Source organism: Bradyrhizobium sp. (genome assembly GCF_035935975.1).
Classification (GTDB): Bacteria; Pseudomonadota; Alphaproteobacteria; order Rhizobiales; family Xanthobacteraceae; genus Bradyrhizobium.
In genome coordinates this window covers 245,072-272,049 of record NZ_DASYWN010000046.1, presented here as the reverse complement: position 1 = coordinate 272,049, position 26,978 = coordinate 245,072, and the positions used below count along the sequence as shown (strand labels likewise).

Genomic DNA, 26,978 nt, shown 5'->3' with positions numbered 1-26,978 from the left:
CAGGTTGCACCGATGGATTACGCCCAGTTCTTCAATTCCGCCCTCGATCGTCTGCACTCCGAGCGGCGTTACCGCGTGTTCGCCGACCTCGAGCGCACCGCCGGGCGGTTCCCGCACGCCGTATGGCACTCGCCGAAGGGCAAGCGCGACGTCGTGATCTGGTGCTCCAACGATTATCTCGGCATGGGCCAGCACCCGAAGGTGGTCGGCGCTATGGTTGAAACCGCAACCCGCGTCGGCACCGGCGCAGGCGGCACCCGCAACATCGCCGGAACGCATCATCCGCTGGTGCAGCTCGAGGCCGAGCTCGCCGACCTCCACGGCAAGGAAGCCGCGCTGCTGTTCACCTCGGGTTACGTCTCGAACCAGACCGGCATCGCGACCATCGCAAAACTCATTCCGAACTGCCTGATCCTGTCGGACGAGCTCAACCACAATTCGATGATCGAGGGCATCCGCCAGTCCGGCTGCGAGCGCGTCGTGTTTCGTCACAACGATCTCGCCGATCTCGAAGCGCAGCTGAAGGCGGCGGGTCCTAGCCGGCCGAAGCTGATCGCCTGCGAGAGCCTCTACTCCATGGACGGCGACGTCGCGCCGCTCGCCAAGATCTGCGATCTCGCCGAGAAGTACGGCGCGATGACCTATGTGGACGAGGTCCACGCCGTCGGCATGTACGGTCCGCGCGGCGGCGGCATCGCCGAGCGTGACGGCGTCATGCATCGCATCGACATTCTCGAAGGCACCCTCGCCAAGGCATTCGGCTGCCTCGGCGGCTATATCGCCGCCAACGGCCAGATCATCGACGCCGTGCGCTCCTATGCGCCGGGCTTCATCTTCACCACCGCGCTGCCGCCGGCGATCTGCTCGGCCGCGACCGCCGCGATCAAGCATCTGAAGACCTCGAGCTGGGAGCGCGAGCGCCACCAGGACCGCGCCGCGCGCGTCAAGGCGATCCTCAATGCCGCCGGCCTGCCGGTGATGTCGAACGACACCCACATCGTGCCGCTGTTCGTCGGCAATCCCGAAAAGTGCAAGCAGGCCTCGGATATGCTGCTCGAAGAGCACGGCATCTACATCCAGCCGATCAACTATCCGACCGTGGCCAAGGGCACCGAGCGCCTGCGCATCACGCCCTCGCCGTATCACGACGACGGCCTGATCGATCAGCTCGCCGAAGCCCTGCTGCAGGTGTGGGACCGCCTCGGCCTGCCGCTGCGCGAGAAGTCGCTGGCGGCAGAGTAGGCGCTTCTTTCGCCTCGCCCCGCAAGCGGGGCGAGGGTGAGCAGGCAGCTCACCCATGGCTTAACGACAACCCCAGTTCCCGCCGCAATCTGCCATTTCGCTGTCGCCTCCACCCGCCCAACGCGCTAGATTTGCTGGGAAAATGAGACCGGGCGCATGCGCGCCCAGGGAGAAGCGCGCTCGCAATGCTGCACGACTGGGGCGTGATCGCCGCGGCCTTCGGCTATATCGGCTTCCTGTTCCTGGTGGCGAGCCATGGCGACCGCCGCTCGCCGGCGGGGCACGGGCGCGCGTCCGGGCTGATCTACCCGCTGTCGATGGCGATCTACTGCACCTCCTGGACCTTCTTCGGCTCGGTCGGCTTCGCCACCCGCACCTCGACCGACTTCCTCGCGATCTATGTCGGTCCGATCCTGATGATCGGGCTCGGCGCCGGCGTGCTCCGCCGCGTGATCCAGCTCGCCAAGGCCCACAACATCACCTCGATCGCCGACTTCATCGGCGCGCGCTACGGCAAGAGCCAGGCGGTGGCGGCCACCGTGGCGCTGATCGCGATCATCGGCTCGGTGCCCTACATCGCGCTCCAGCTCAAGGCGGTGGCGTCCTCGCTCGAAACGATCCTGAGTGAGGACCAGGCGTTTTCCCACATTCCGATCCTCGGCGACATGGCGCTGATGGTGACACTGGCGATGGCCGCCTTCGCCGTGCTGTTCGGCACGCGACAGACCGATGCCACCGAGCACCAGCACGGCCTGATGCTGGCGGTCGCAACCGAATCCATCGTCAAGCTGGTCGCCTTCCTCACCGCCGGCATCTTCGTCACCTTCTGGATGTTCTCGCCGCATGAATTGATCGAGCGCGCGATGAAGACGCCGGAGGCGGTGCGCGCCATCAACTACGCGCCGTCGATCGGCAACTTCCTGACCATGACGCTGCTGTCGCTGTGCGCGATCATGCTGCTGCCGCGCCAGTTCCATGTCAGCGTGGTCGAGAATTCATCCGATGCCGAAGTCGGCCGCGCGCGCTGGCTGTTCCCGCTCTACCTCGTCGCCATCAACGTGTTCGTGATCCCGATCGCGATCGCCGGCCTTGTCACCTTCCCGTTCGGCGCCGCCGATCCCGACATGTACGTGCTGGCGCTGCCGATGGAGGGCGGCGCGGATCTGCTCAGCGTCGCCGTGTTCGTCGGCGGCCTGTCGGCAGCGACCGCAATGGTGATCGTCGAATGCGTCGCGCTCTCGATCATGGTCTCGAACGACCTCGTGGTGCCCCTGGTGCTGCAACGGCGGCCGGAGGGACGCACCGGCGGCGCCGATTTCAGCGACTTCCTGCTGCGCTCGCGGCGCCTCGCCATCTTCGCCATCATGGTGATGGCCTATTTCTACTACCGCGCGCTCGGCAACACCCAGCTCGCCGCGATCGGCCTGCTCTCCTTTGCCGCCATCGCCCAGCTTGCACCGAGCTTCTTCGGCGGACTGCTATGGCGTCGCGCCACCGCGCGCGGCGCCATCGGCGGCATGCTGGTCGGTTTCGCGGTTTGGCTCTACACGCTGTTCATGCCGAGCTTCATGGACTCCTCCACGGCCGGTATCCTGTGGCTGCAGCACGGCCCGTTCGGCATCGAGGCGCTGCGGCCGCAGGCGCTGTTCGGCGCCGATCTGCCGCCGCTGATGCACGGCGTGATCTGGTCGCTCTCGCTCAACATCCTGACCTATGTGCTGCTCTCGCTGGCACGGCGGCCGTCGTCGATCGAGCTGGTGCAGGCCGACCTGTTCGTGCCCAACACGCTCGCGCCGATCGCCCCGAGCTTCCGCCGCTGGCGCACCACCGTCACGGTGCAGGATATCCAGACCACGGTGGCGCAATATCTCGGCCCCGACCGCGCCCGGCATTCGTTCGAGGCCTTCTCGGCGCGGCGCAATGTGCGGCTCGAGCCGGCCGCGCCCGCGGATTTCGAGCTGTTGCAGCATGCCGAGCACCTGATCGCCTCGTCGATCGGCGCGGCGTCCTCGCGCCTCGTGATGTCGCTGCTGCTGCGCAAACGCACGGTGTCCGCGAAGGCCGCACTGAAACTGCTCGACGATTCCCATGCGGCGCTGCATTTCAACCGCGAGATCCTCCAGACCGCGCTCAACCATGTGCGCCAGGGCATCGCGGTCTTCGACGATGATCTGCAACTGATCTGCTCCAACCGGCAGTTCGGCGACCTTCTCAACGTTCCGCCGCACTTCATCCAGTTCGGCACGCCCTTGCGCGAAATCCTCGAATTCATGGATGTCAGCAACCCGGATGACCCGGTCGAGCGCGAGGCCATGCTGGAGCGGCGGCTTGCCGCCTACACCACCGACAGCGAGCCCTATCTCGAACGCCTGCCGGAACGCCACATGGTGATCGAGGTCCTGACCAACCGCATGCCCGGCAGCGGCTTCGTCATCACCTTCACCGACGTCACGCCCACTTTCGAGGCGGCGGAAGCGTTGGAGCGCGCCAACGCGACCCTGGAAAAGCGTGTGCGCGACCGCACCGAGGAACTGACGCGGCTCAACTCAGAGCTGGCGCAGGCCAAGAGCACGGCGGAAGACGCCAGCATCTCCAAGACGCGCTTCCTTGCCGCCGCCAGCCACGACATCCTCCAGCCGCTCAACGCGGCACGGCTCTATGTCACGAGCCTCGTCGAACGCCAGCACAATGGCGAGGAGACACGGCTGGTCGAAAATATCGACGAATCGCTGCAGGCAATCGAGGAGATCCTCGGCGCGCTGCTGGATATCTCGAGGCTCGACGCCGGCGCGATGGCAACTTCGATCTCGAGCTTCAAGATGGCCGATCTGATGCGCTCGCTGGAGATCGAGTTCGCACCGATCGCGCGCGCCAAGGGCCTCGAGCTCACCTTCGTGCCCTGCTCGCTGCCGGTCGAGTCCGACCGCTTGCTGCTGCGGCGGCTGCTGCAGAACCTGATCTCCAACGCAATCAAATACACCCCGCGCGGCCGCGTGCTGGTCGGCTGCCGCCGTCAGGGCCCCTCGCTCAAGATCTGCGTCTACGACACCGGCGTCGGCATCCCCGCGGTCAAGCGCGGCGAGATCTTCAAGGAATTCCACCGCCTCGAGCAGGGCGCGCGGATCGCGCGCGGCCTCGGCCTCGGCCTGTCGATCGTCGAACGTCTGGCGCGCGTGCTCAAGCACGGCATCGCCATCGACGGCAACAAAAGCGGCGGCTCGGTATTCTCAGTAACAGTGCCGACGGCGAAAGCGATAACCCTCACCGCCGCCGTCACCAGTGCAACGCCGCTGGCGCGCACGCCCATCGCGGGCGCGCTGATCGTCTGCATCGAGAACGATGCCGCCATCCTCGACGGCATGCGCACGCTCCTGAAGGCGTGGGACGCCGAAGTGATCGCGGTCGCCGATCCCGAAGGCGCGATCGCCGCGATCGAGGCCGCCGGCAAGCGCGTCACCGGCCTCCTGGTCGACTATCACCTCGACCGCGGCAACGGCATCGCCGCCATCCGCGATATCCGCCGCCGCTTCGGCGACACCATCCCGGCGATCCTGATCACCGCGGACCGCAGCCCGGCCGTCCAGGTCGCCGCGCGCGACGAGAAGATCGCGGTGCTCAACAAGCCGGTGAAGCCGGCCTCGCTCCGCGCGCTGCTCGGACAGTGGCGCACGCAGCAGATGGTTGCGGCGGAGTGAGACGCAGTCAGTAGTCGGTCGATACGCTGAGCGAGCGCCACCGCTCCAGCTCTTCGAGACGTTGCCGGTCCGTGGCTGCGATCGCGTTCACAGCGTCGCTGCCGAGCGCGATGCGCAAGGGCGGACGATCCATCCCGACAAGCTTCAGGACGACGGCGGCCGCCTTGGCGGGATCGCCGGGCTGGCGGCCGTCGTAATCGCGCTGCATCCTGACGGCGGCCCCGACGACGGCGTCGTACTCGGCGCGCCCCTCATCGGTCGCATGCGCGGCCTGCGCAAATCCTGTCCGGAAGCCGCCGGGCTCGACGATCGTCACATGGACGCCGATCAGCGTCATCTCGCGCGCGAGCGACTCCGAAAAACCTTCGATTCCCCATTTCGCAGCCGAATAGGCCGCGCGTGCCGGCGCGCCGATCCGGCCGCCGACAGACGAGACCTGCACGATGTGTCCGCGGCGCTGCCGGCGCAGCACGGGGATGGCGGCCTTGGTGACGATGATGGTGCCGATCAAATTGGCCTCGATCTGCCGCCGGAACGAGTCCAGGCTCGTGTCCTCGACCGATCCGAGATCGCCATAACCGGCATTGTTCACGACCGCATCAAGGCCGCCGAACGCTGTCACGGCGAGGTCGATGGCTGCTTGCGCGGCGGCCTCATCGGTGACGTCGAGTCTTGCGAGCCGCAGTCTCTCACCGAAGCGTTCACGCAAGGGTGTGAGCGGGGTGAGATCCCGGGCGGTGGCAACCACCTGGTCTCCCGCGGCGAGCGCCGCTTCCGTGATGGCACGCCCGAGCCCGCGAGAGCTGCCGCTGATGAACCATGTCTTCATATCTGCCTCCGCAAGACCTCAAGGCGCAAGCCGGGTGAAAACGTAATCGCGGCTCTTGGCGCGGGCTTCGTGACAGCCCCAGCAGGTGCGGTGCTGGGCCTCGTCGACCGGCTTGCCATTGATGAAACGGCCAAAGCCCCAACCTCCGGTCGAGGCATATTTCCTGGAATCCTTGACCATGACCTGCACCGTCGTCGCGGCGCCGGGGATCGTCGCGGATGCGAATTCCGGCGACTGTTTCCGCTTCCAGGCGCGCTTGACCAGAATGGTGCCGTCGGGGAACGGGAGCTTTCCGGCCTGATAGGCGTCGATAGCGGCTTGGTTGCCGACCACGGCACGAAGCTCGTCGAGCGGTGCGGCCTCTTCGGCCGGCGCAACCAGCTCCCACTGCTTGTAGCCCTCAGGGATTGTGACACCGAAGATCGGCGAAGCGTCTGCCGTGTTGCTCTGCGCCGGGCCCTCGGCAAGCGCGATCGAGACGAGGTAGGGCACGCAAGTCAGGAGAATAACGAGAAGCAGCACGGCCAAAGTAATCGCCTTCGCGTAGGATCGCTTGTTCTTTTCAGATTCGATTGTCGTCATGACGCTTCTTTAAGCTGGGATCGCAACACATCCCCGGTCCAGCCGCGCCGGACCGGGGCATTGAACGAATCACGCGCCGTCGGCGTCGATGACGGCCTTGGCGAAGGCCTGCGGCGCTTCCTGCGGCAGATTGTGACCGATGCCGCCGGTGATCAGGCGGAAGTCATACCGGCCTCTGAATTTCTTGGCATAGGCACTCGGATCGGGATGCGGCGCGCCGTTGGCGTCGCCTTCCATCGTGATCGTCGGCACTTCGATGAAGGGCGCCGCCGCAAGTTTCTTTTCGATCTCGTCGTACTTCGCTTCGCCCTCGGCGAGCCCGAGCCGCCAGCGGTAATTGTGGATCGTGATCGCGACGTGATCCTTGTTGTCCAGCGCCGCCGCACTGCGGTTGAAGGTGGCATCGTCGAACTTCCATTGCGGCGAAGCGAGCTTCCAGATCAGCTTCGCGAAATCGTGCGTGTACTTCTCGTATCCGGCACGGCCGCGCTCGGTCGCGAAATAGAACTGGTACCACCATTGCAGCTCGGCCGACGGCGGCAGCGGGGCGCTTCCCGCGGCCTGGCTGGAGATCAGATAGCCGCTGACCGACACCAGTGCGCGGCAGCGATCCGGCCACAGCGCGGCGATGATGTCGGCGGTGCGCGCGCCCCAGTCGAAGCCGGCGACGACCGCCTTCTTGATATCGAGCTTGTCCATCAGCGCGATGATGTCGACGGCCAAGGCCGCCGGTTCGCCGTTACGCGGCGTCTCGCTCGAGAGGAACTGCGTCGAGCCGTAGCCGCGCAAATACGGGATGATGACGCGATAGCCGGCCTTCGCCATGATCGGCGCGACGTCGACGAAGGCGTGGATGTCGTAGGGCCAGCCGTGCAGCAGGATCGCGACGGGACCGTTCGACGGACCAGCCTCGGCATAGCCGACGTTGAGGACGCCGGCGTCGATCTGCTTGATCGGACCGAAGGATGCGTTCGATGCCTGGGATCGCGGCGCCTTCGTTTCGGCGCGGACGAGGTCGATCACGCCGAGACCGGCGGCGACGGTTCCTGCGGCGACGCCAAAGAACTTGCGACGATGCTGGTCGATGAGCTGCTTCATGATGGTGCTACCTTGTTGATTAGTGATGGTCAGATCAGTGCGACCGTGACGTCGATGTTGCCGCGCACGGCCTTGGAATAAGGACAGGTCTGGTGCGCCTCATCGACGATGCCGCGCGCGACCTCGCGATCGAGGCCCGGCAGGCTGACATTGAGGCGCGCCTGGAGCGTGTAAGCTCCATCATCGACAAGAAGGTCGATTTCCGCATCGATCGCACTTTTTCTCGGAAGCACGATGTTCCGCTTGCGCGCGGCGATCTCCATCGCGCCTTCGAAACATGCCGACCAGCCGGCCGCGAACAATTGCTCGGGATTGGTGCCGATGCCTGCGCCGCCCGGCGGCGACAATTTTACATCGAGGCGGCCGTCGGAGCTACGCGAGATGCCGTCGTGTCGTCCGCCGCTGGTGTGGATGTTGGCCGTGTAGAGCAGTTTTGCCGCTTGCGTCATGATCGTCTCCTTGCCGACACGCAACTGACTATCAGCCGCCTTCGCCAGGCACCCGTTGGGACTTGTGAGAAGTTGTGAGGCCGGCAGGGAACCCGGTTACGAGACCTGCAAACGCGGTCTGATGCCGATGCAAAGCCGGCCTTGCCGGATCGCAGCCCGCTGGCTATCCGGTTTGCCAAATGAGCAGATTTCGCGATGACTGAACCGGCCGCGCCCGCGGCAGCGACATTGTCGTTCGGGCCATTCACCGTGAAGCCGCATGAGCGGCTCGTGACGCGCGACGGCGTCGCGCTGCCGATGGGTGCCAAGAGCTTCGATACACTGATCGCACTGATGTCGCGGCCAAACGAGGTCGTCAGCAAATGGGACCTGATGGCACAGGTCTGGCCCGGCATGGCTGTCGAGGAAACCAACCTGCGCTTTCACGTCGCAGCGCTTCGCAAGGCGCTCGGCGACGGCAAGGACGGCGCCCGCTACATCACCACGCTCTCCGGCCGCGGCTATTGCTTCGTGGCGCCTATCTCGCGGGCGAATGTCGCAGCCGAGCCGCACCCTGCATCGCGAGCGAACCTGCCGCCCGTAAAACTACCTAACCGCCTGCAACGGATGGTGGGGCGCGATGATGCGATCGCCGCCGTGTCCGACAGGCTCATGATCTCGCGCTTCGTCACGATCGCCGGGCCCGGCGGCGTCGGCAAGACCGCCGTTGCCGTCGCGATCGCACACGATCTGCTCGAGACCTTCGCCGATGCCTCACATTTCGTGGATCTGGCCGCACTCAGCGATCCCGATCTCGTGATCACGTCGATCCTGCTGATGCTGGGCCTGCCGGCGCAGGCCGACGATCCCCTGCCGGCGCTACTCGCGCATCTGCGCGACAAGCGGATGCTGCTGATCCTCGACAATTGCGAGCACGTCATCGCCGCTGCGGCGCCGCTGGCGGCGGAGATCTTCCACGCCGCGCCGCACGTCCACATCCTCGCCACGAGCCGGGAGCCGCTGCGCGTCGAGGGCGAGCAGGTCTATCGGCTGGCGCCGCTTGCCGTTCCACCCGACGATCCCGCACTGACGGCGGCTGCTGCACAGACCTACCCAGCGCTCCAGCTCTTCCTCGAACGCGCCACGGCCGGCGGCGCGCAGATCGCGCTCGACGATCGCAATGCGGCGATCGTCGCGGGGATCTGCCGTCGGCTCGACGGCATGGCGTTGGCGATCGAGCTTGCCGCCGGAAGGGTCGAAGCCTACGGCCTCGAGCAGACCGCGGCGCTGCTCGACGAGCGCCTCAATCTGCTCTGGCAGGGCCAGCGCACCGCGCCGCCGCGGCAGAAGACGTTGCAGGCGACGCTGGACTGGAGCTACGGGCTCTTGTCCGACACCGAGCGCCTCGTGCTGCGCCGGCTTGCGGTCTTCGCCGGCCATTTCACCATCGACGCCGCGCTCGACATCGTGCCGGACGAGCGGGTCGACCGCGCCCGCCTGTTCGACGCCATCGACAGCCTTGTCGCCAAGTCGATGGTCGCACCGCGCCCCATCGGCGCCATGATGCGCTACCGCCTGCTCGATACGACACGCGCCTATCTGATCGAGAGCGAGCCGGATGACGCGGCGCTTTCCGCCCGCCACGCGACCTATTACCGGCGATGGCTGGAGCAGGCCGGCACGACATGGGCGACGGTGCCGAGCGCCGACGAGCGCGCGATCCATTTCTCCGCGCTGCACAACGTGCGCGCCGCGCTGGACTGGTGCTTTGGCGCGAACGGCGATGCGGGCATCGGCATCGCGCTCGCCGCGGCAGCAGTACCGATCTTCCTCGCGATGTCCCTGCTGATCGAATGCCGGCGCTGGTCGGAACGGGCGCTGCTTGCGATCGATCCATCTTCGCGTGGCGGCACCGAGGAAATGCACATCCAGGCAGCGCTCGGGCTGACCTTGATGTTCACGCGAGGCGGCAGCGAGGCGGCGCTCGCCGCGCTGCGCAGGAGCCTTGCGATCGCCGAGGCGCGCGGCGACGCACCGAACCAGCTCCAGCTGCTCGGCCGCATGCACATCTTCCACGAGCGGATGGGACAGTTCGACGCTGCGCTCGGCTATGCGCGTCAGAGCCTCGCGGTCGCCGAAAAGCTCGGCGATGCCGCCTCCCTCGCCCTCGCCCATTCGCTCCTCGGTGTCTCCTTGCATCTGGCCGGCGAACATCGCGACGCACTGACCATGCTGGAGGCCGCGTGGAAGGGGCCGGGCACGGAGCGCATCAGCACGGTGTACGGCTTCGACCACCGCAACCGCGCCGGCATCTCGCTTGCGCGCGAGCTGTGGCTGCAGGGCCGGCCCGCGGATGCGCAACAACTGGCGCTGCAGACTGTCGCCGAAGCCGCACAGATGGATCATCCGATCACGCTCTGCATCGCGCTGATCTGGCTGGTGTCGATCGATCTCTGGAGCGGTGAGCTCGACAGTGCGGACGCGAACATCGACCGCTTCATCGCCCATGCCGATTCGCACGCGATGGGCCCCTATCTCGCAGCCGGCCGCGGCGTCAAAGGCGAGCTCGCGATCCGGCGCGGCGACGCCGCAGGCGGCGTCGAGACGATACAAGCCTGCCTTCGCGAGCTTCACGATGCCGGCTATGAGCTGCTCACCACGACATTCAACATCGCGCTGGTTCATGGCCTTCTGGCGCTCGGGCAGGTCGAGCCAAGCGCACGCCTGATCGACGAAGCCATCCGCCTCGTCGAGCGGAGCGGCGACCATCTCTACATGCCCGAACTGCTGCGGATAAGAGGCAGAGTCCTATTGTCGTTGCCGGAGCCCAATGTGGAGCAAGCAGAAGCTCACTTCATGCAATCGCTTGATCTGAGCCGCCGCAAAGGTGCAAGAGTCTGGGAGTTGCGAGTAACGATTGATCTTGCAAAGCTTCTAGCCGAACGCGGTCGGCACGAGGAAGCGAGGCGATTGCTTCGATCGGCGCTCGAAGGCCTGGCGGACGGCTCGGAGACGGCAGATATCAGGGCCGCTAACAGCCTGTTGAGCATGACCTAGATGGCGCGGCTTCGGCGAGCCTTACCGGCCCAGCTAATGCAGGGAGGCGAGGAATGTACGCAGCAGAATGAATAACAAATACGCGCCCCAAGCACCGCCCGCGACCCAGCGAATGGCAAGGATGATCCGACCGCGCATACTGATATGCGGCCGGATCCGGCCAAACAACTCGCTTCCCCAGACATGTAAGAGATTTTCCTGCAGCTTGTTGGCGACTTCATTATAAGCATACGCGCCGGAGGCCGGCGAAGACCATCCATGAACGGTCAGTTCTCGGAAGCTGTTCATGGTCCGCCCGTCGAACGTAACCCGGCTCTGATAAGCGATGCCGGGCGCCTCCAGCCGATGTATCCAGCCGTCACCAGGCCAGCGCCGTGGCATATGCACCCTCATCAGATTGGTGACCTTGCGCGGCCGGCCAAGGAATATCTCGGTCTCGCGCCGAACTTCGGCGAGCGGACGAAGCTCATGCACCGTCGCCATGTCAGCAACGGCAAACACCAGCGGCGAATTGGCGCCGCCGGTTTTCCAGCCGCCTGGAATGGTGAGCTTCAACACCAGCGAAACCGTATTGCGGAGGCGATCGTCATGAATCTCGATCGGAGCGGCCTCGGCAACGCCGGGCCAGACGGATTGCCATTCCTTCAGCATGGCATCGACGTAGCCGCCGGTGCCCTCATTGGCGAACCGGTTGCGCATCCCGTCGGCATACCAAGACGTGAAGTCGATCGTTCGATCCACGGTGGCAGGCGAGTCGCGCCGTGGACCTAGCGTGATCTCGTCCTCCCAATGAAGTATCTGGATCGGCTCTTCGCTCCCCATCTGTTCCAGCTCGACCGTCTCGCGCGTGAGCGGCAGTGCCCAGCCGGGATGGGGCTGATAAATATCTTCCAAGCGACCGCACTGTATCGACAGCGTCGGGTCGAGCCAATAACTCCGCCCATCGAGCCGCAGGCGCGCGATGCAATGATTGAAGACAGCTGCACTCGGGAGGAAATCCCTGAGCGCGTAACCGTGGGTCGTCGAGACCAGCGCCGCACAGGCATCGAGGCCCAGCCGGCGCGCGCCGGCCACATAGAGTGTCGATGCATCCTTGCAATCGCCGAAGCGCGTGCTCCAGATCGTCTCGACCGGCCGCGGCGTGAGCCCGCCCTCGCCGACCGAGAAGGCAAAATAGCGGAGCTCCCGCTGCACGAAGCGCAACCATTCGGCAGCCCTCTCGCTCGACTCGGCGTGCTCTCGCCCAATGCGGTCGACTTCCTCTGCAAGCGCGTCGGGAAGACCTTTCGCCTCGTAGTGGGGTGACAGCAGCGCAGCCACATCATTCCAGCTCTCGAACTCGCTCAACTGCAGCGAAGGGTGCAGAAGAACCCAGGGTGGCGTGAGGTCCTCCGGATCACGGCGCTTCTGACCCGTCAGTTGCCAACGCAGATCCTCGATCCCGTCGGTCGTACCGGCATGCGGTTGCGGCGGATCGTTGAAGCTCTTGAAGCTTATATTGCGCGCGACCGGCCGACGCAGGCGCTGACGTACCTCATAGAACGGATTGACGCGGTCGAAAGTGATCCACGAGTGGTACTTGCCGTTCAGTACCGGTACGCCGCCGTAGATCGTGAGGCTGAACTCCACGATGTCGTCGATCCGCACGTCGGGCACCAGCAGCGACACAGTCAGACGGCCGTCGAACACCAGACGCTCGAGATTGCTCTCCCGGCGCAGGATCTGGAAGGCCTCGGGCCGCGCATGCTCGATGCACTCGCCTCCGCGAATGACGCGAATGAAGTGCACTTCGAGCCGCTGATAGCCGGGATCGAAATCCACGACGAAATGCGCCACCCGCTCGGCACCTTCGCGGGTCAGTACACTTTGGGCGACCCGATAATGCCAGGCGACGGCGTTAGTGGAGAGATCAGTTTGAGCATCGAACAGCAGCCGGCATGTGCCATTTGCGATGCACGCGGCTTCCGTCTCGGGGATGGGAAAGCGGTAGGGCTGGTGATCGACCCATTCCGGCACCGGCGCACAATCTACGAGATCACGCGCATTCCATTCCAGCCCCACGCCCCTGCTCCGGCACGACATTCCATTTGACGCGGAAGTTGTAGCAAATGGATGTCGCAACGCAACACGCGCGACTCGGATTTCCCTTGAAGTGATTTAACGAAGAAAGCCGACACCTACCCCGTCGGTGTGCCCTGCTTCCACTGGCCGCCGGCGATCCTTGCAGCGGCGATCACCGCCTGGGTGCGGCTCTCGACGCCGAGCTTTTGCAGGATCGCCGAGACATGCGCCTTGATGGTGGCTTCGGAGACGCCGAGCTCATAGGCGATCTGCTTGTTGAGCAGACCTTCGGACAGCATCATCAGCACCCGGACCTGTTGCGGCGTCAGCGTCACCAGGCGGTCGCGCAGGCGCGTCATATCGGGGTCGGCGGCGGCCGACAGGTCGGTGTCGGCGGGAACCCAGACGTCACCCTCCATCACCTTGAGGATGGCATCGCGCAGCGTCTCGACGCCGAAACGCTTCGGGATGAAGCCGGAGGCGCCGAAATCGAGCGAGCGGCGGATCGTGGCACTGTCGTCGGAGGCGGAGACGATCACCACCGGGATCGCCGGATATTGCGCGCGCAGATAGATCAGGCCGGAAAAGCCCGATATCCCGGGCATCGAGAGATCGAGCAGAACCAGATCGACGTCGGAGGTCTGTTCCAACAGCTTGGTCAGATCCTCGAACGATCCGGCCTCGTCGATCCTGGCCGAGGTCAGGACGCCAGCCACCGCCTGCCGCAATGCATCGCGGAACAGGGGATGATCATCGGCAATGACAAGATGGGTCGAGGGAGCGTTCATCGTTCTCTTGGTCAATCGCACCGGGCCAGTAAGCCGGCCCGGGGCCTTGGTCAATTCTTTCCCGGCCGGCCGTGGCATGCAAGTGGACATTATCCCTTTGCTGCAACGGGGTTAACCCATGGACCAGCACTATCATGCCGGAGCCGGGGCCCCGCACCGTCAGGTGCGCGTCAGTGCGCAAAGCCGAAAGTCGTATTGGGGCAGGTTTCACGCCGATGTTACCTTGCCGTTAAGACCCAGGTTGATCCGGCTTGCCCGGACAGCCGGGGCGCGGGGAAACGCATTTCGGGAGCGCACGCACAATGTCCACAATGGCTGCAACGTCGGCTCGATCGACCGGCATGACGAAGGATGAGCGGTTCGTCATCCTCGCATCGTCGCTCGGCACCGTCTTCGAGTGGTACGACTTCTACCTCTACGGATCGCTGGCCGGCATCATCGGCACGCAGTTCTTCACGATCGCCGGCGCCGACGGCAAGCCGATGTTCGACCAGGCCACGCGCGACATCTTCGCGCTGCTGGCCTTTGCTGCGGGCTTCCTCGTCCGCCCGTTCGGTGCGATCGTGTTCGGCCGCGTCGGCGACATCGTCGGCCGCAAATACACCTTCCTCGTCACCATCCTCATCATGGGTCTTTCGACCTTCATCGTCGGCCTCCTGCCCGGCGCGGCCCAGATCGGCATCGCGGCGCCGATCATTCTGATCGGCCTGCGCCTGCTGCAGGGCCTGGCGCTCGGCGGCGAGTATGGCGGTGCTGCAACCTACGTCGCGGAACACGCGCCGCAGGGCAAGCGCGGTTACTACACCTCCTTCATCCAGACCACAGCGACGCTCGGCCTGTTCCTGTCGCTGCTGGTGATCCTGTTCACCCGCTCCGCCACCGGCGAGGCTGCCTTCGCCGGCGCACCCGGCTCCTATTGGGGCGGCTGGCGCATTCCGTTCCTGGTGTCGGTCGCACTGCTCGGCATCTCGGTCTGGATCCGTCTGCGCCTGAACGAATCGCCGGTGTTCCAGCGCATGAAGGAGGAGGGCAAGGGCTCCAAGGCGCCACTGACCGAAGCCTTCGGCACCTGGAGCAACGCCAAGATCGTGATCCTGGCGCTGCTCGGCCTGACCATGGGCCAGGCCGTGATCTGGTACACGGGCCAGTTCTATGCGCTGTTCTTCCTGCAATCGATCCTGAAGGTCGACGGCTACACCGCCAACCTCCTGATCGCCTGGTCGCTGCTGCTCGGCACCGGCTTCTTCCTGGTGTTCGGCGCGCTGTCGGACAGGATCGGCCGCAAGCCGATCATCCTGTCGGGCTGCCTGATCGGCGCCCTCACCTTGTTCCCGATCTTCAAGATGATCTCGAGCAACGCCAACCCGGCGCTGGAAAAGGCCTATGAGTCGGTGAAGGTCCAGGTGGTGGCAGATCCCGCGAGCTGCGGCGATCTCTTCAACCCGGTCGGCACCCGCGTGTTCACCGCGCCTTGCGACACGGCACGCGCCTTCCTCGCCCAGTCGTCGGTGAAGTACGCGACCGTTCCGGGACCTGCCGGTGCGGTGAAGATCGTCGTCAACGACAAGGAAGTGCCCTACACGGACGCCAAGACCTCGAACCCCGCGATCACCGCGGCGGTGCAGGCGGCGGGCTATCCGAAGGTCGGTGATGCCGGCATCGTCAAGATGGCGCATCCCTTCGACATCTTCCGTCCGCAGGTGTCGGCGGTCATCGCGCTGCTGTTCATCCTCGTGGTCTACGTGACCATGGTGTACGGCCCGATCGCGGCGATGCTGGTCGAATTGTTCCCGACCCGCATCCGCTACACCTCGATGTCGCTGCCGTATCACATCGGCAACGGCTGGTTCGGCGGCCTGCTGCCCGCGACCGCTTTCGCGATCACGGCCTCGACCGGCGATATCTACTCCGGCCTCTGGTATCCGGTGATCTTCGCGGCCATCACGGCGGTCGTCGGCTTCTTCTTCGTGCCCGAAACGAAGGACGTCGACATCAGCAAGATCTGATCGCCTCGCAAGGCGCTTGAAGAAAACCGGCCGCGGATCGCTCCGCGGCCGGTTTGCTTTTGGCGTCCTACTGATTGCCGCCGATGAATTGCAGCACCACCTCGCGCCGGTGCGGACGAGCGCGGTGCTCGATCAGATAAATCGCCTGCCACGTACCGAGCGCGAGCTTGCCGTTCAGGACCGGGACCTAAAGCGAGGTCTGCGTCAGCATCGTCTTGATGTGGCCGGGCATGTCGTCCGGCCCTTCGGTGTCATGGGTCCAGGCCGCATTTTCAGGCGCCAGCCGCGCCAGCGTGGTGGCGAGATCGACCAGCACGGACGGATCGGCGTTCTCCTGGATCGTCAACGACGCCGAGGTATGGCGGATGAACAGCGTCAAGGCGCCGTCGCGCGCGCGGACCTCGGCGATGAATTTGGCAGCTTCGCTGGTGAGATCGGTGAAGCTGCGGCCGTGTGTCTGCACGGTCAGCAGCGACGAAGCGATGGTGGTGGCCTGCACCGACGATGGCGCCGAGCGGGTGACGGATTTGGCCGATGTCATCAAATTCTCTCAACTCGGAAAGTGCCGTAGGGTGAGCAAAGGCGCGTACGCGCCGTACCCACGTCTTCCTTCATTGTTGTAGAACCATGGTGGGCACGGCGTAAGAACGCCTTTGCCCACCAACGGCAGCTCAACGCGTGGAGAGCGCGACGGGGTCCTCAAATCTTCCCCGACACGTCCTTCTGGACGCGATTGGCCATGTCGATCAGCCGGCGCCAGGCCTTTTCCAGGAATGACATCACGCGGTCCATGTCCTGGTCGCTCGGCAGCGGGATCTCGATCTTGCGGTCGCCTTCGGCGGCTTTCGGCTCGGCCTTCTTGAGCGGGTCGGATTTCGGCAGCGGCTCGTCGATCTTGCCCGACACAGTCGGCCCCGCCGCGATCTGCCCCTTCAGCTTCTCGACCTCGGACTGGAGCCGGCCGATCTCGGCGTCGAGCGCGGTGCGTTCGTCGGGCACCGCGTAGCAGGCCCAGCCGGCACCATTCTTGGTGCAGGTCGACACCGTGCCGGTGCGGGTGTCGAGCCGCAGCACGCCTTCCGGGATCGGTGTCATGCTGTAACGGCCGTTTTCGCTATCGGGGCCGGACTGCGCGGCCACGAGGCCGCCGCCAACGGTCATCACCATGGCGAACGCAGCCGCCGCAAACCAGGATGCCGTGCAAGATGCTGTGGATGACGTCGCAGGTCTCATCGCGCTCTCCGCCACGACGCGCAGGTGGCCCATCCTCATTCTACACTTTGTTCTACACTTGGGCGTCCAAATCCGCCGCCGAAAACACAGCCATTCAATCAACGAGCGCGGCGGCCGGTTTGATCCCGCCAGGCGGACAAAACAGCGGCCTCATTCGCCGTTCCCGCGGAGAGCTGCTGCGGTGCGGCGTCACGCTGTGTGCAGCGCCGCCCGACAGGCCAATATCATCAAATAAATCAGGTACATAATAGAAAGCGACGCAATCGTGACTTGGCTTGACTTGATTATAGGCCATCAGTATGGTCCGCGCGGCTTTTGAGGGTGGCGGGCGTAATTTCCATTCAGCCGCGGCGTTTCGGGTCTTCGTTGCATGACACAGGGCACGGGGCACGGCGAGAATGGGGATCGCGATAGATCGTCCGAGGAAGCTGCGCTTTCCGATCGGCTCGGAAATCTCGATCAGCGGTTGTCCGAATTTCGCGACCGCAGGATCAAGACCGAGCAACCCGCAGGTGACGGTGAAGACGGAGCGGCCAGAGCCTCGGCGATGGCGCTTGGTTTTCGGTTATCCTCCGAGTTGGTCGCCGGTGTCGCTGTCGGAGCGGGGATTGGCTGGGGGTTCGACCGCTTGCTGTCGACGTCGCCCTTCGGATTTATCGTGTTCCTGCTGCTGGGCTTCGTGGCCGGCGTGGTGAATGTGGTGAGGTCGGCGGGCGCGGGTCAAAACAGGCGCGGTGGTTCTTAGGCGATCCGCACAGGAGAGGAATGATCGCGCCGGTTTCGCCGGTGCGGGCCGGCCCGGCCGGCAGACCGAGACCAGCCGGCATCGCCCGGCAGACCAAGAGATGCCGCGCCGATGAAAATCGATCCGATCCACCAGTTCAACATCGAGCCTCTCTTCACGATCGGCCATATCGGCAATCAGACGATCGCCTTCACGAATTCATCGCTCTACATGCTGGTGGCGGTCGCCATCATCTCGATCCTGATGCTTGCCAGCGGCACGCAACTGGTTCCCGGGCGCCTCCAGTCGGTCGCCGAGATCTCCTACGAATTCGTCGCCTCGACCATCCGTTCGACGGCCGGCGCGGAAGGCATGAAGTTCTTCCCGCTGATCTTCTCGCTGTTCATGTTCATCTGCGTCTCGAACCTGGTCGGCATCATCCCCTACACCTTCACGATCTCGAGCCACCTGATCGTCACCGTAGGACTGGCGCTGCTGGTCTTCTTCACCGTGCTGATCTACGGCGTCGCCAAGAACGGCCTGAAATTCTTCTCGATTTTCGTTCCTCACGGCGTCCCCGGCTATATCCTGCCGCTGGTCATGTTCATCGAGATCCTATCGTTCTTCCTGCGGCCGGTCTCGCACAGCATTCGTCTGTTCGCCAACATGCTGGCCGGCCACATCGCGCTGAAGGTGTTTGCGGGCTTCGTCGCCATGCTGGGCTTCTCCCTCGGCGCCATCGGCTGGGTCGGCGGCGTGCTGCCGCTGGCGCTCACGATCGCGCTGTACGCGCTCGAGATTCTGGTCGCGTTCCTGCAAGCCTATGTGTTTGCGATCCTGACCTGCATCTACCTCAACGACGCCATTCATCCGGGACACTGAGCGGTCCGGGGAATTTCCACCCACAACCCAATCTTTCTTCCAAGGAGTCTAAAATGGATCCGGCAGCAGCAAAACTTATCGGCGCGGGCATCGCATGCATCGGCATGGGCGGCGCGGGCGTCGGTGTGGGCGTGATCTTCGGCAACTACCTCGCCGCGGCCGTCCGCAACCCCTCGGCCGCTCAGGGCCAGTTCGGCAACCTGATCTTCGGCTTCGCCGTGACCGAAGCGCTCGGCATTTTCTCGCTGCTGATCGCGCTGCTTCTGCTGTTCGTTTTCTGAGAACGACTTCTTTCGCGCCGCTTCATCCGAAGCGGCGCGTGACAGCAACGGGAGTACTCCATGGCTGAGAGTCATGGCAGCGCAAAAGGTCCGGCGGCGGGCGCTCACACCGAGGCTGACGGTGGTCACCACGGTGGCGGGTTTCCGCCGTTCGAGAGCAGCACCTTCGCTTCACAGCTGGTGTCGCTCGCGATCTTCTTCGTCCTGCTTTACGTCATCGTGTCCAAGCTCGCTCTGCCCAAGGTCGGCGGTGCGATCGAAGCGCGTCAGAACAAGATCGAGGGTGACCTCGCCGAAGCGCAGACGCTCAAGGATCAGTCCGAGGCGGCGCTGAAGGCCTATGAAGGCGAGCTCGCTTCGGCGCGTTCGCGGGCGCAGGCGATCGGCAACGAATCCCGCGACAAGGCGAATGCGCAGGCGGAAGCCGAGCGCAAGATCCTGGAAGAGCAACTGGCGGCCAAGCTCGCCGAGGCGGAGAAGACCATCGCCTCGACCCGCGCGACCGCCATGGGCAACGTCCGCGGCATCGCGGCCGATGCGGCTGGCCAGATCGTGCAGCAGCTCGCCGGCGTCGTTCCGGATGCGGCGTCGGTCAATGCCGCCGTTGATGCGTCCTTGAAGGGTTAGTCGATATGTTCTTCGATCCTGAAACCTGGGTCGCCATCGCCTTCGTGATCCTGATGGTCGTGTTCGGCTATCTCGGGGTCTTCAAGTCGGCGCTGACGGCACTCGACCATCGCGCCGAGCGCATCAAGGCCGAGCTCGACGACGCGACGCGCCTCAAGCAGGAAGCCGCCAAGGTGCTGGCCGACTACAAGGCGCGCAGTGCCTCGGCCGAACGCGAGGCCGCCGACATCATCGCCAACGCCAAGGCCGAAGCCGAGCGCATCGCGACCGAGGCCAAGGCGAAGATGGAAGACTTCGTCGCCCGCCGCACCAAGACCGCGGAGAGCAAGATCGCGCTCGCCGAAGCCCAGGCGCTGGCCGATGTCCGCGCCGCAGCCGCGGAAGCCGCCGTCCAGGCCGCCTCCACGATCCTGTCGCAGTCGGTCAAGGGCCAGGTTGCCGACGACCTGCTCACCAAGGGCATCACCGAGGTTCGGCAGAAGCTGAACTGAGGGCGCAGCCTTCACCAATCAAAAAGCCGGCGCGATGAGCGCCGGCTTTTTTGTTGGGCTGAATGGCGCTCGTGTCCCGGACGCGGCGCGGGACCTTGCCTTACTTCTTCTTCCCCCGCGCCTTCGGCTCCGGCGTGAGTGCCTGCGGGTCGAAGCCGACATAGAAGATGTAGGAATCGGCGACCGAAGGTGCGGGCACCGGGTAGGTCAGATCCTCAGCAACGAAGGTGAAGGGCACGCTGCCGCCGTCGGTCATCTCGACCGTGGTCCGGTAGGCCTTTGAGGCGATGACCTTTTCGCCGACGCCGCCTTGCACCACTGCGATACGCAGCGGCACCTCGACCGTGGCGGGCGCACCCGCGGGACCGGCAATGACGCGGCCCTGGATGCCGATCCGGGCCGTGATCCCACCGGCACTGCGGGCGCATTCGCGTGCCATCTTGGTAACCGAAGCCTGGAAGCGGATATCGTTGCCGACGGCCGGCTTGCCGGTAGCGCCGACTGCATAGGTCGAGGCTCCCGCACGCACCGTGACCTGCGGACAATCGAGGTCGTCTTCGGGCGGCTGACCGGGCGCAGGCGCCGGCTTGGGCGGGGCCGGCTCGTCGGACTTGCCGCCGAACAGATCCTTGAAGCGGTCGGTCAACGACTGGGCCGCCACCGGCGAGACCGCCGCAAGCGACACCGACAAAGCCAGCGCGATCGCCGGCACCCGCCGCAGCACATTCCGCGATGACCGAAGCTGCTTCACCATCAAAGCCCGTACTCCATGACAAAATCCCGGCCGATCGCCGGTAGGCCCTGCGGGTTATATCGTCAAAATCGGCGAACCCAAGGCAGCAAACAGGGCAGCCAAGAGACTTTGGTCACAGGAATGAACGGCTCAGCCGCGGAAATCCTCGTGCAGCAGGCCAAACAGCAGATGGTCCTGCCAGACCCCGTTGATGCAGAGATAGCGACGCGCCAGGCCCTCACGGGAGAAGCCGCACTTCTCCAGCACCCGGATCGAGGGCGCGTTGGTGGGGATGCAGGCGGCCTCGACCCGATGCAGATTGAGCTCGCCGAACAGCGTCGGCAGCAGCACCCGCAGGGCCGCCGTCATGTAGCCGCGATGCGCATGGGGCTTGCCGATCCAATAGCCGATGGTGCCGGCCTGCACGATGCCGCGGCGGACATTGGCGAGCGTGATGCCGCCGACCATGGCGCCGTCGAGCTCGCGGAAGATCAGAAAGGGATAGGAGCGGTCCGCGGCGATATCCTCGGAATAGCGGCGCAGACGGCGGCGGAAGCCGGACCGGGTCAGGTCATCGGAGGGCCAGATCGGCTCCCACGGCGTCAGGTAATCGCGGCTGGACTCGCGCAAATGCGCCCACTGTAGGAAGTCCGACATCTGCGGCGCGCGCAGCAAGAGCCCGTTGCCGCGCGGTGCGAGGGCGGCGGGTCCACTGGAAGGCAGGCGAAAGAGGGCCATGGTGATGCTTCCCGGGGCAGATCGGCCCGCGCGCGGCTCCTAATGCAACCGCGCCTTGGCACGTGCCCGGGTCAATCCTTCCGCAAAAGACACCGCCGTGTCCAGACCCCTGCCGCTGCCTAATGCGACAACTGCAGGGCGGCTCCGCGAAAGCAGCGCACGCGCCGCGTCCCGGGTCGATTCGACGCTGACGGCGTCGATCCGGGCCACCAGCTCCTGCACCGTCTGCGGCCGGCCATAGGCCAGCACATGCCGGGCGAGCTGCTCGGCGCGGGACGAGCAGCTCTCCAGGGCCATCAGCAGGCCCGCCTTCATCTGCGCCTTGGCGCGGGCGATCTCGGCCTCGGTCAGGGTCTCGACCGAATCATTCATGATGTCGACCACGACCTCCATCATCTCCGGTGCGTCGGCGGGATCGGTGCCGGTGTAGAGGCCGAAGAAGCCGGTATCGGTATAGGGCGCGTGGAACGAGTAGATCGAGTAGCAGAGGCCGCGCTTCTCGCGCACCTCCTGGAACAGCCGCGACGACATCCCGCCGCCGAGGATGTTGGTGAAGACCTGGAGCGAGAACAGCGACAGGTCGTTCTGCGGCACGCCTTCCAGCGCCAGCGTCAGATGCGCCTGCTCGAGCTCGCGATGCACCACCTTGGCACCGCCCTTACCGAACATGGCGGTTTGCGGCTTGGGACCCGGCGTCCCCTCAAAACTCGCAAAGCGCTTCTCGACCTCGGCGACCACCTGCGCGTGGTCGACCGCGCCGGCCGCGGCCACGACCATGTCGGGCCCGCGATAATGCGTCGACAGATAGTCGCGCAGCATGTCGCGGTTGAAGCTGCGCAAGGTCTTGGCGGTGCCGAGCAGCGAGCGGCCCATCGGCTGGTCGGGATAGCAGAGCTCGTTGAGATGCTCGAACACGACGTCGTCGGGCGTATCCTGCGCCGCGCCGATCTCCTGCACGATGACGTTCTTCTCGCGCTCGAGCTCATCCGGCTCGAAGGCCGGATTGGCGAGGATGTCGGCGAGCACGTCGAGCGCCAGCGGCACGTCGGCCTTCAGCACGCGCGCGTAATAGGACGTGGTCTCGGTCGAGGTGCCGGCATTGAGGTCGCCGCCGACCGCCTCGATCTCCTCGACGATCTCGCGCGAGGTGCGCCTGGTCGTGCCCTTGAACGCCATGTGCTCCAGGAGATGCGAAATGCCGTGCTCGTTCGGCTTCTCGTCCCGGCCGCCAACGCCGGCCCAGACGCCGAGCGCCGCCGTTTCGAGATGGGGCATCTTGTCGGTGACGACGGTCAGGCCGGAGGCAAGCTTGGAGATCTCGACGCTCATCCGGCAACTCCTTGTTTTGCAGCCCGGCTGACCGACAGCACGAACCGCTCGACCTCGCCCTGATCGTTCTTCATCACCTTCATGTGTTCGGATTTGGTCATGAGACCGTCGAGCCAGGCCGGCAGTTGCGGCCGCTGGCCGCAGGCCGCGTCGACGGCGTCGGGGAATTTGGCCGGATGGGCGGTGGAGAGCACGATGCTCGGAACCGTCGTGTCGGTGGTGTCGCGGTCGGCGACAGCGAGCGCGACCGCGGTGTGGGGATCGACCAGCTCACCCGCCTCGCGCCAGGCAGCGCGGATCGCGGCTGCGGTCTCGGTCTCGTCGGCGCGGCCCGCGTCGAATTCCTCGCGGATCGCAGCCAGCGTCGCATCGGGCAGCACGAAGCGCCCCGACTGCTTCAGCGACTCCATCAGGCGGCGCACTCCGGCCGCATCGCGCTTGCCGGCTTCGAACATCAGGCGCTCGAAATTCGAGGAGATCTGGATGTCCATCGAGGGCGATGCGGTGGCGTGCACCTCGCGCACCTCGTAGATGCCGGTCTTGAGCGTGCGCGCCAGGATGTCGTTGACGTTGGCGGCGATGCGCAGCGTGCGCACCGGCAGCCCCATCCGCTTGGCGACATAACCGGCGAAGATGTCGCCGAAATTGCCGGTCGGCACGACGAAATCCACCGCGCGCGCCGGCGCGCCGACGGCCACGGCCGAGGTGAAGTAGTAGACCACCTGGGCGACGATGCGCGCCCAGTTGATGGAGTTGACGCCGGAGAGCGAGGTCGCATCGCGGAAGCGATGGTTGTTGAACATGCCCTTCACGAGCGCCTGGCAGTCGTCGAAATTGCCTTCGATGGCGAGCGCGTGGACGTTGGCCGCGCCCGTCGTCGTCATCATCCGCTGCTGCACCTCGGAGATGCGGCCGTGCGGAAACAGCACGATGAGATCGACATTCTCGAGGCCCGCGAAGGCCTCGACCGCGGCACCGCCGGTGTCGCCTGAGGTCGCGACCACGATGGTGGTGCGCTGGCCGCGCTTGGCCAGCACATGGTCCATCAGCCGCGAGATCAGCTGCATCGCCACGTCCTTGAAGGCGAGCGTCGGACCGTGGAACAACTCCAGCACGAACTGGTGCGGCGACATCTGGCGCAGCGGCACCACCGCCGGATGGCGGAAGGTGGCATAGGCCTCGTTGGCCATGCGGCCGAGTTCGGCATCCGAAATCTCGCCGCCGGCGAAGGGACGGATCACGTCGACGGCGACCTCCCAATAGGGACGGCCGAAGAAGCCGGCGATGGTCTCCGCCGAAAGCTGCGGCCAGGTGGCCGGCACATACAGGCCGCCGTCGCGGGCAAGCCCGGTCAGCATCACGTCGCAGAAGCCGAGTTCGGGGGCCTCGCCCCGGGTCGAGATATAACGAGTCAAACTGCCCTCCAAAGGCAGGCCGAGCCGAAGCTCGATCCGTAAGCCCTTGATTTTACGAAAATACTTGTCAACAGCCAGAGGCTTTGGGCCACCATAAAGTGTTTTGCGGCAACGGGAAACCGCTTCCCGCCAAAGCCGCGCCAGCGAAACAGGGGCAGTGCTGACGAAAACATCCCCGCCAACGAAAAAGGGCTGCGGCGATGCCGCAGCCCTCCTCTTGGAAGGTCTGTCGTTGAAAGTGCAGACCCGGTTTGCCTCGTGCGGGTCGCCGACCCGCTAAAACTGTCGGCCCAAGCTTTCGTCGCCTGTCACGACATCGTCAAGGGTGAAAACGACGAATGCGGGAAGATGTTCCTATTTTTCCCGACATGCTGCGGGCTTGGTGATAGGCCGGGGGCGAGCACCCAGGGCGGTATTACCACTTTTTCCCGAAAATACAGATGAGCCTGGAACGAACGCCACCTCCGTCCATTGTGTCCGCGGAAGGAATCGGCGGTGTCCATGCATTGCCCGGCTGCACGCCGAGGCCGATCCGCCCCGCCGAACCGGCTGCATCCTGGAGCAGCCGGTTCGGTGCCCTCGGGCCGGCAGTGCCTGGCGAATGCCCCGAAATATCAGCCCATCCCGATTTCCACCGCGATCCTGATCAGGTCGGAATGGTTCTTGGCGCCGAGCTTCTGCTTGAGCAGGGAGGTGGTGTTGGCAACGGTCTTGTAGGAAATGCCGAGCGCCTCGGCGACCTCGACGATCTTGTCGCCGCGCCCGAGCAGGCGGAGAATCTCGAGCTCCCGCGGCGTCATCTGCGAGGCCGGATTGGCCTTGATCGCCGCGCCGGAGAACGTCACGGCCTCCGCGAGCTGCGGCGAAATGTAATTGTCGCCCGCGACCACCTTGCGCACCGCCTTCAGCAGGATCCGGGGATCGTCGCCCTTGGAGACATAGCCCTGCGCACCCAGCTCCACCGCCCGCACCACGAAGGCCGGATCGTCGTTCATGCTGAACATGATGATCTTGGCGTCGGGGTCGTCCTTGCGGATCCGCCGCATCAGCTCGAAGCCCGAAACGTCGGGCAGGCTGATGTCGATCACGGTGACATCGGGCCGTTTGCTGACATAGGCACGGTGCCCGGATTTGGCGTCGGTGGCTTCGTCGATCCGGATCGTATGGTCGGAAGCGAACAGGGTCCGGCAACCGGACAGCACAACAGGATGGTCGTCGACGATCAGAACTTTGGTCGCCGGTTTGGCGGTATCTTGCATCGCGCGCTCTCTTGTTTTTCAACTCATAGACCGACGGGAACAAATGGAAAGAGAGAATCCCGCCAAGACGCGTTAGAATTGACCTAATGTGGCAACGGCTTTCGTTCAGAACCCAACTGTTTCTTCCGCTTGGCCTCAGCTTTCTCGCCGCGCTGGCCATGGGCGGCCTGCTGCTCCAGACCTTCGCCACAGGCCAGCTGGCCGACGAGAATGAGCCGGGCAGACGCTCGACCCGGACCGTCGCCCTGGCGCTCAACGACGCCCTGAGCGTCTCGGAAAATCCGCGGAAGATGCTCGACGCGTTCGTCCATTCTTTGGGCACGTCCTCGGATATTCAATTCCGTCCAGTGGAGGCGGGTCCCGCGCCCTCTCCGAAGGACAGCCTGCGCCGTGTGCATGGCGTGCCGCAATGGTTCATCGACCTGATCGCCATCCCGGACATGGACGCAGCAACTCCTGTCATGATCGACGGCAAGCACGTCGGCGACGTCGTATTCATGCCCGACCTGTCGGCCGACCTGTTCGAAAAATGGATCGGCTTCCTGGCGCTCACGAGCCTTATCGCGGTGCTGATGCTGCTCACTGGAACGATCGCCTATCTCTTCGCGGGATCGGCGCTGCGTCCCCTGCAAGATCTGGGTGCAGGACTCACCCGAATCCGTCGCGGCGACTATACGACGCCGATCCCCGTCGCGGGGCCGCCGGAGCTCCGCCAGAGCTGTGAGGAAGCCAACGCGCTGGCAACGACGCTCGCACAATTGAGCCAGGACAATCGCGACCTGCTGCACCGACTGGTGTCGCTGCAGGACAACGAGCGGCGCGACCTCGCCCGCGAGCTGCATGACGAGCTCGGTCCGCTGCTGTTCAGCATCCGCGCCGGCACAATCGCGTTGAGCGAGGCTGCGCCGGCGGCGGGAAATCTCGGCAGGCCGGTGCAGGAGGTGATGCGATCGGTCGAGGCGCTGCAGCAGACCAATCGCCGCATTCTCGACCGGCTACGGCCGCTTTACATCGAGGAATTGGGGCTCGCGACCAGCGTGCAGACGCTGCTCCAGAACTTTCGCAGGCAAGCACCGCATGTCGGCCTGACAGCCACGCTCGATCCCGATCTCAACGCAATCGACGGTCCGCTGGCCCAGACCGTCTACCGCGTGATCCAGGAAGCGCTGACCAACGTGCTGCGCCACGCCGGAGCAAGCAGCGCCAACGTCGAGGTGACCATTGCCGGCGATCTGCTCGCGATCGAAATCTCCGACGACGGCGGCGGCTTTCCCGAGGGCAACGTCTTCGGCCGCGGCCTGACCGGCATGCACGAGCGCGTGCGTGCGCTCAGCGGATCGCTGTCACTGCTGCGCGCGGATGAGCGGACCTATGTGCGCTGCCGATTGCCGGTCGAGACGACACGAAACGAGTCAGCGTAGACGCTAGTCTAGAGCGCGATGAGATGTGGATGAATCGCTATCGCGTTTCAGGCTGTTGT

At 64.9% G+C, this 26,978-nt stretch carries 23 protein-coding genes and 1 pseudogene; 10 read left to right on the top strand and 14 right to left on the bottom strand.

Features of this window, described 5'->3' with window-relative positions:
• Positions 1–12: 12 nt before the first annotated feature.
• The gene (hemA, locus tag VGR99_RS29355) at positions 13–1,242 is read left to right on the top strand and encodes a 5-aminolevulinate synthase (protein ID WP_326903439.1); all 1,230 of its coding nucleotides are present in this window, start codon (positions 13–15) and stop codon (positions 1,240–1,242) included.
• Between the two features lie 185 nt (positions 1,243–1,427).
• The gene (locus VGR99_RS29350) at positions 1,428–4,937 is read left to right on the top strand and encodes a hybrid sensor histidine kinase/response regulator (RefSeq protein ID WP_326903438.1); all 3,510 of its coding nucleotides are present in this window, start codon (positions 1,428–1,430) and stop codon (positions 4,935–4,937) included.
• 7 nt (positions 4,938–4,944) lie between these two features.
• Here VGR99_RS29350 and VGR99_RS29345 read toward each other — a convergent pair whose 3' ends face one another.
• The 4 genes from VGR99_RS29345 to VGR99_RS29330 all read right to left on the bottom strand — a co-directional run bounded on the left by VGR99_RS29345 (position 4,945) and on the right by VGR99_RS29330 (position 7,895).
• Positions 4,945–5,766, bottom strand: a complete 822-nt coding sequence (locus VGR99_RS29345) for an SDR family NAD(P)-dependent oxidoreductase (RefSeq protein ID WP_326903437.1) — start codon at positions 5,764–5,766, stop codon at positions 4,945–4,947.
• 18 nt (positions 5,767–5,784) lie between these two features.
• On the bottom strand, positions 5,785–6,348 hold the full coding sequence (locus VGR99_RS29340) for a cytochrome P460 family protein (protein ID WP_326903436.1): 564 nt from the start codon (positions 6,346–6,348) through the stop codon (positions 5,785–5,787).
• Between the two features lie 69 nt (positions 6,349–6,417).
• Positions 6,418–7,446, bottom strand: coding sequence for an alpha/beta hydrolase (locus tag VGR99_RS29335; protein WP_326903435.1), 1,029 nt, complete (start codon positions 7,444–7,446; stop codon positions 6,418–6,420).
• Between the two features lie 29 nt (positions 7,447–7,475).
• The gene (locus tag VGR99_RS29330; RefSeq protein WP_326903434.1) at positions 7,476–7,895 is read right to left on the bottom strand and encodes an organic hydroperoxide resistance protein; all 420 of its coding nucleotides are present in this window, start codon (positions 7,893–7,895) and stop codon (positions 7,476–7,478) included.
• Positions 7,896–8,090: 195 nt separating this feature from the next.
• On the opposite strand from VGR99_RS29330, the gene VGR99_RS29325 reads away from it, so the two are divergent.
• Entirely contained in the window at positions 8,091–10,931 is a 2,841-nt protein-coding gene (locus VGR99_RS29325) for an ATP-binding protein (protein ID WP_326903433.1), read from the top strand.
• Between the two features lie 33 nt (positions 10,932–10,964).
• Here VGR99_RS29325 and VGR99_RS29320 read toward each other — a convergent pair whose 3' ends face one another.
• Together VGR99_RS29320 and VGR99_RS29315 are read right to left on the bottom strand one after the other, a co-directional pair.
• Positions 10,965–12,992, bottom strand: a complete 2,028-nt coding sequence (locus VGR99_RS29320; protein WP_326903432.1) for a DUF3857 domain-containing transglutaminase family protein — start codon at positions 12,990–12,992, stop codon at positions 10,965–10,967.
• A gap of 116 nt (positions 12,993–13,108) precedes the next feature.
• On the bottom strand, positions 13,109–13,780 hold the full coding sequence (locus tag VGR99_RS29315) for a response regulator transcription factor (RefSeq protein ID WP_326903431.1): 672 nt from the start codon (positions 13,778–13,780) through the stop codon (positions 13,109–13,111).
• Positions 13,781–14,121: 341 nt separating this feature from the next.
• Here VGR99_RS29315 and VGR99_RS29310 point away from each other — a divergent pair, with 341 nt between their 5' ends.
• Entirely contained in the window at positions 14,122–15,786 is a 1,665-nt protein-coding gene (locus VGR99_RS29310; protein WP_326903471.1) for an MFS transporter, read from the top strand.
• Between the two features lie 67 nt (positions 15,787–15,853).
• Here the strand turns inward: VGR99_RS29310 and VGR99_RS29305 are convergent.
• The 3 genes and pseudogenes from VGR99_RS29305 to VGR99_RS29295 form a co-directional block, all read right to left on the bottom strand.
• Positions 15,854–16,327, bottom strand: a pseudogene (locus tag VGR99_RS29305) (secondary thiamine-phosphate synthase enzyme YjbQ).
• A gap of 158 nt (positions 16,328–16,485) precedes the next feature.
• Positions 16,486–17,019 (bottom strand): hypothetical protein, encoded by a 534-nt coding sequence (locus VGR99_RS29300; RefSeq protein ID WP_326903430.1) that lies wholly within the window; start codon positions 17,017–17,019, stop codon positions 16,486–16,488.
• 94 nt (positions 17,020–17,113) lie between these two features.
• The gene (locus VGR99_RS29295; protein ID WP_326903429.1) at positions 17,114–17,314 is read right to left on the bottom strand and encodes a hypothetical protein; all 201 of its coding nucleotides are present in this window, start codon (positions 17,312–17,314) and stop codon (positions 17,114–17,116) included.
• 75 nt (positions 17,315–17,389) lie between these two features.
• Here VGR99_RS29295 and VGR99_RS29290 point away from each other — a divergent pair, with 75 nt between their 5' ends.
• The 5 genes from VGR99_RS29290 (at position 17,390) to VGR99_RS29270 (ending at position 20,024) form a co-directional block, all read left to right on the top strand.
• Positions 17,390–17,764, top strand: a complete 375-nt coding sequence (locus VGR99_RS29290) for an AtpZ/AtpI family protein (RefSeq protein ID WP_326903428.1) — start codon at positions 17,390–17,392, stop codon at positions 17,762–17,764.
• A 111-nt stretch (positions 17,765–17,875) separates the two neighbouring features.
• Positions 17,876–18,625 carry a F0F1 ATP synthase subunit A gene (locus VGR99_RS29285; protein WP_326903427.1) on the top strand — a complete coding sequence of 250 codons (750 nt, stop codon included), beginning with the start codon at positions 17,876–17,878 and terminating at the stop codon, positions 18,623–18,625.
• Positions 18,626–18,678: 53 nt separating this feature from the next.
• Complete coding sequence (locus tag VGR99_RS29280) at positions 18,679–18,906, top strand: F0F1 ATP synthase subunit C (protein ID WP_018643436.1); 228 nt, start codon at positions 18,679–18,681, stop codon at positions 18,904–18,906.
• Positions 18,907–18,966: 60 nt separating this feature from the next.
• Positions 18,967–19,533, top strand: a complete 567-nt coding sequence (locus VGR99_RS29275) for a F0F1 ATP synthase subunit B' (protein ID WP_326903426.1) — start codon at positions 18,967–18,969, stop codon at positions 19,531–19,533.
• Between the two features lie 5 nt (positions 19,534–19,538).
• Positions 19,539–20,024, top strand: coding sequence for an ATP F0F1 synthase subunit B (locus VGR99_RS29270; RefSeq protein ID WP_326903425.1), 486 nt, complete (start codon positions 19,539–19,541; stop codon positions 20,022–20,024).
• 100 nt (positions 20,025–20,124) lie between these two features.
• On the opposite strand, the gene VGR99_RS29265 is transcribed toward VGR99_RS29270, so the two are convergent.
• The 5 genes from VGR99_RS29265 to VGR99_RS29245 all read right to left on the bottom strand — a co-directional run bounded on the left by VGR99_RS29265 (position 20,125) and on the right by VGR99_RS29245 (position 25,498).
• A complete protein-coding gene (locus VGR99_RS29265; RefSeq protein WP_326903424.1) occupies positions 20,125–20,778 on the bottom strand; it encodes a hypothetical protein in 654 nt (217 codons plus the stop codon).
• A 129-nt stretch (positions 20,779–20,907) separates the two neighbouring features.
• The gene (locus tag VGR99_RS29260) at positions 20,908–21,495 is read right to left on the bottom strand and encodes a GNAT family N-acetyltransferase (RefSeq protein ID WP_248881259.1); all 588 of its coding nucleotides are present in this window, start codon (positions 21,493–21,495) and stop codon (positions 20,908–20,910) included.
• A gap of 39 nt (positions 21,496–21,534) precedes the next feature.
• Positions 21,535–22,824: a pitrilysin family protein gene (locus VGR99_RS29255; RefSeq protein WP_326903423.1), complete on the bottom strand. Its 1,290-nt coding sequence runs from the start codon at positions 22,822–22,824 to the stop codon at positions 21,535–21,537.
• Positions 22,821–24,239, bottom strand: coding sequence for a threonine synthase (gene thrC / locus VGR99_RS29250; protein WP_326903422.1), 1,419 nt, complete (start codon positions 24,237–24,239; stop codon positions 22,821–22,823). The genes VGR99_RS29255 and thrC overlap by 4 nt, the downstream gene beginning before the upstream one ends.
• Before the next feature lie 614 nt (positions 24,240–24,853).
• Complete coding sequence (locus tag VGR99_RS29245) at positions 24,854–25,498, bottom strand: response regulator transcription factor (RefSeq protein ID WP_326903421.1); 645 nt, start codon at positions 25,496–25,498, stop codon at positions 24,854–24,856.
• A gap of 86 nt (positions 25,499–25,584) precedes the next feature.
• Between VGR99_RS29245 and VGR99_RS29240 the strand changes: the two genes are divergently transcribed.
• Positions 25,585–26,919 carry a histidine kinase gene (locus VGR99_RS29240; RefSeq protein WP_326903420.1) on the top strand — a complete coding sequence of 445 codons (1,335 nt, stop codon included), beginning with the start codon at positions 25,585–25,587 and terminating at the stop codon, positions 26,917–26,919.
• The last annotated feature ends 59 nt before the right edge of the window (positions 26,920–26,978 follow it).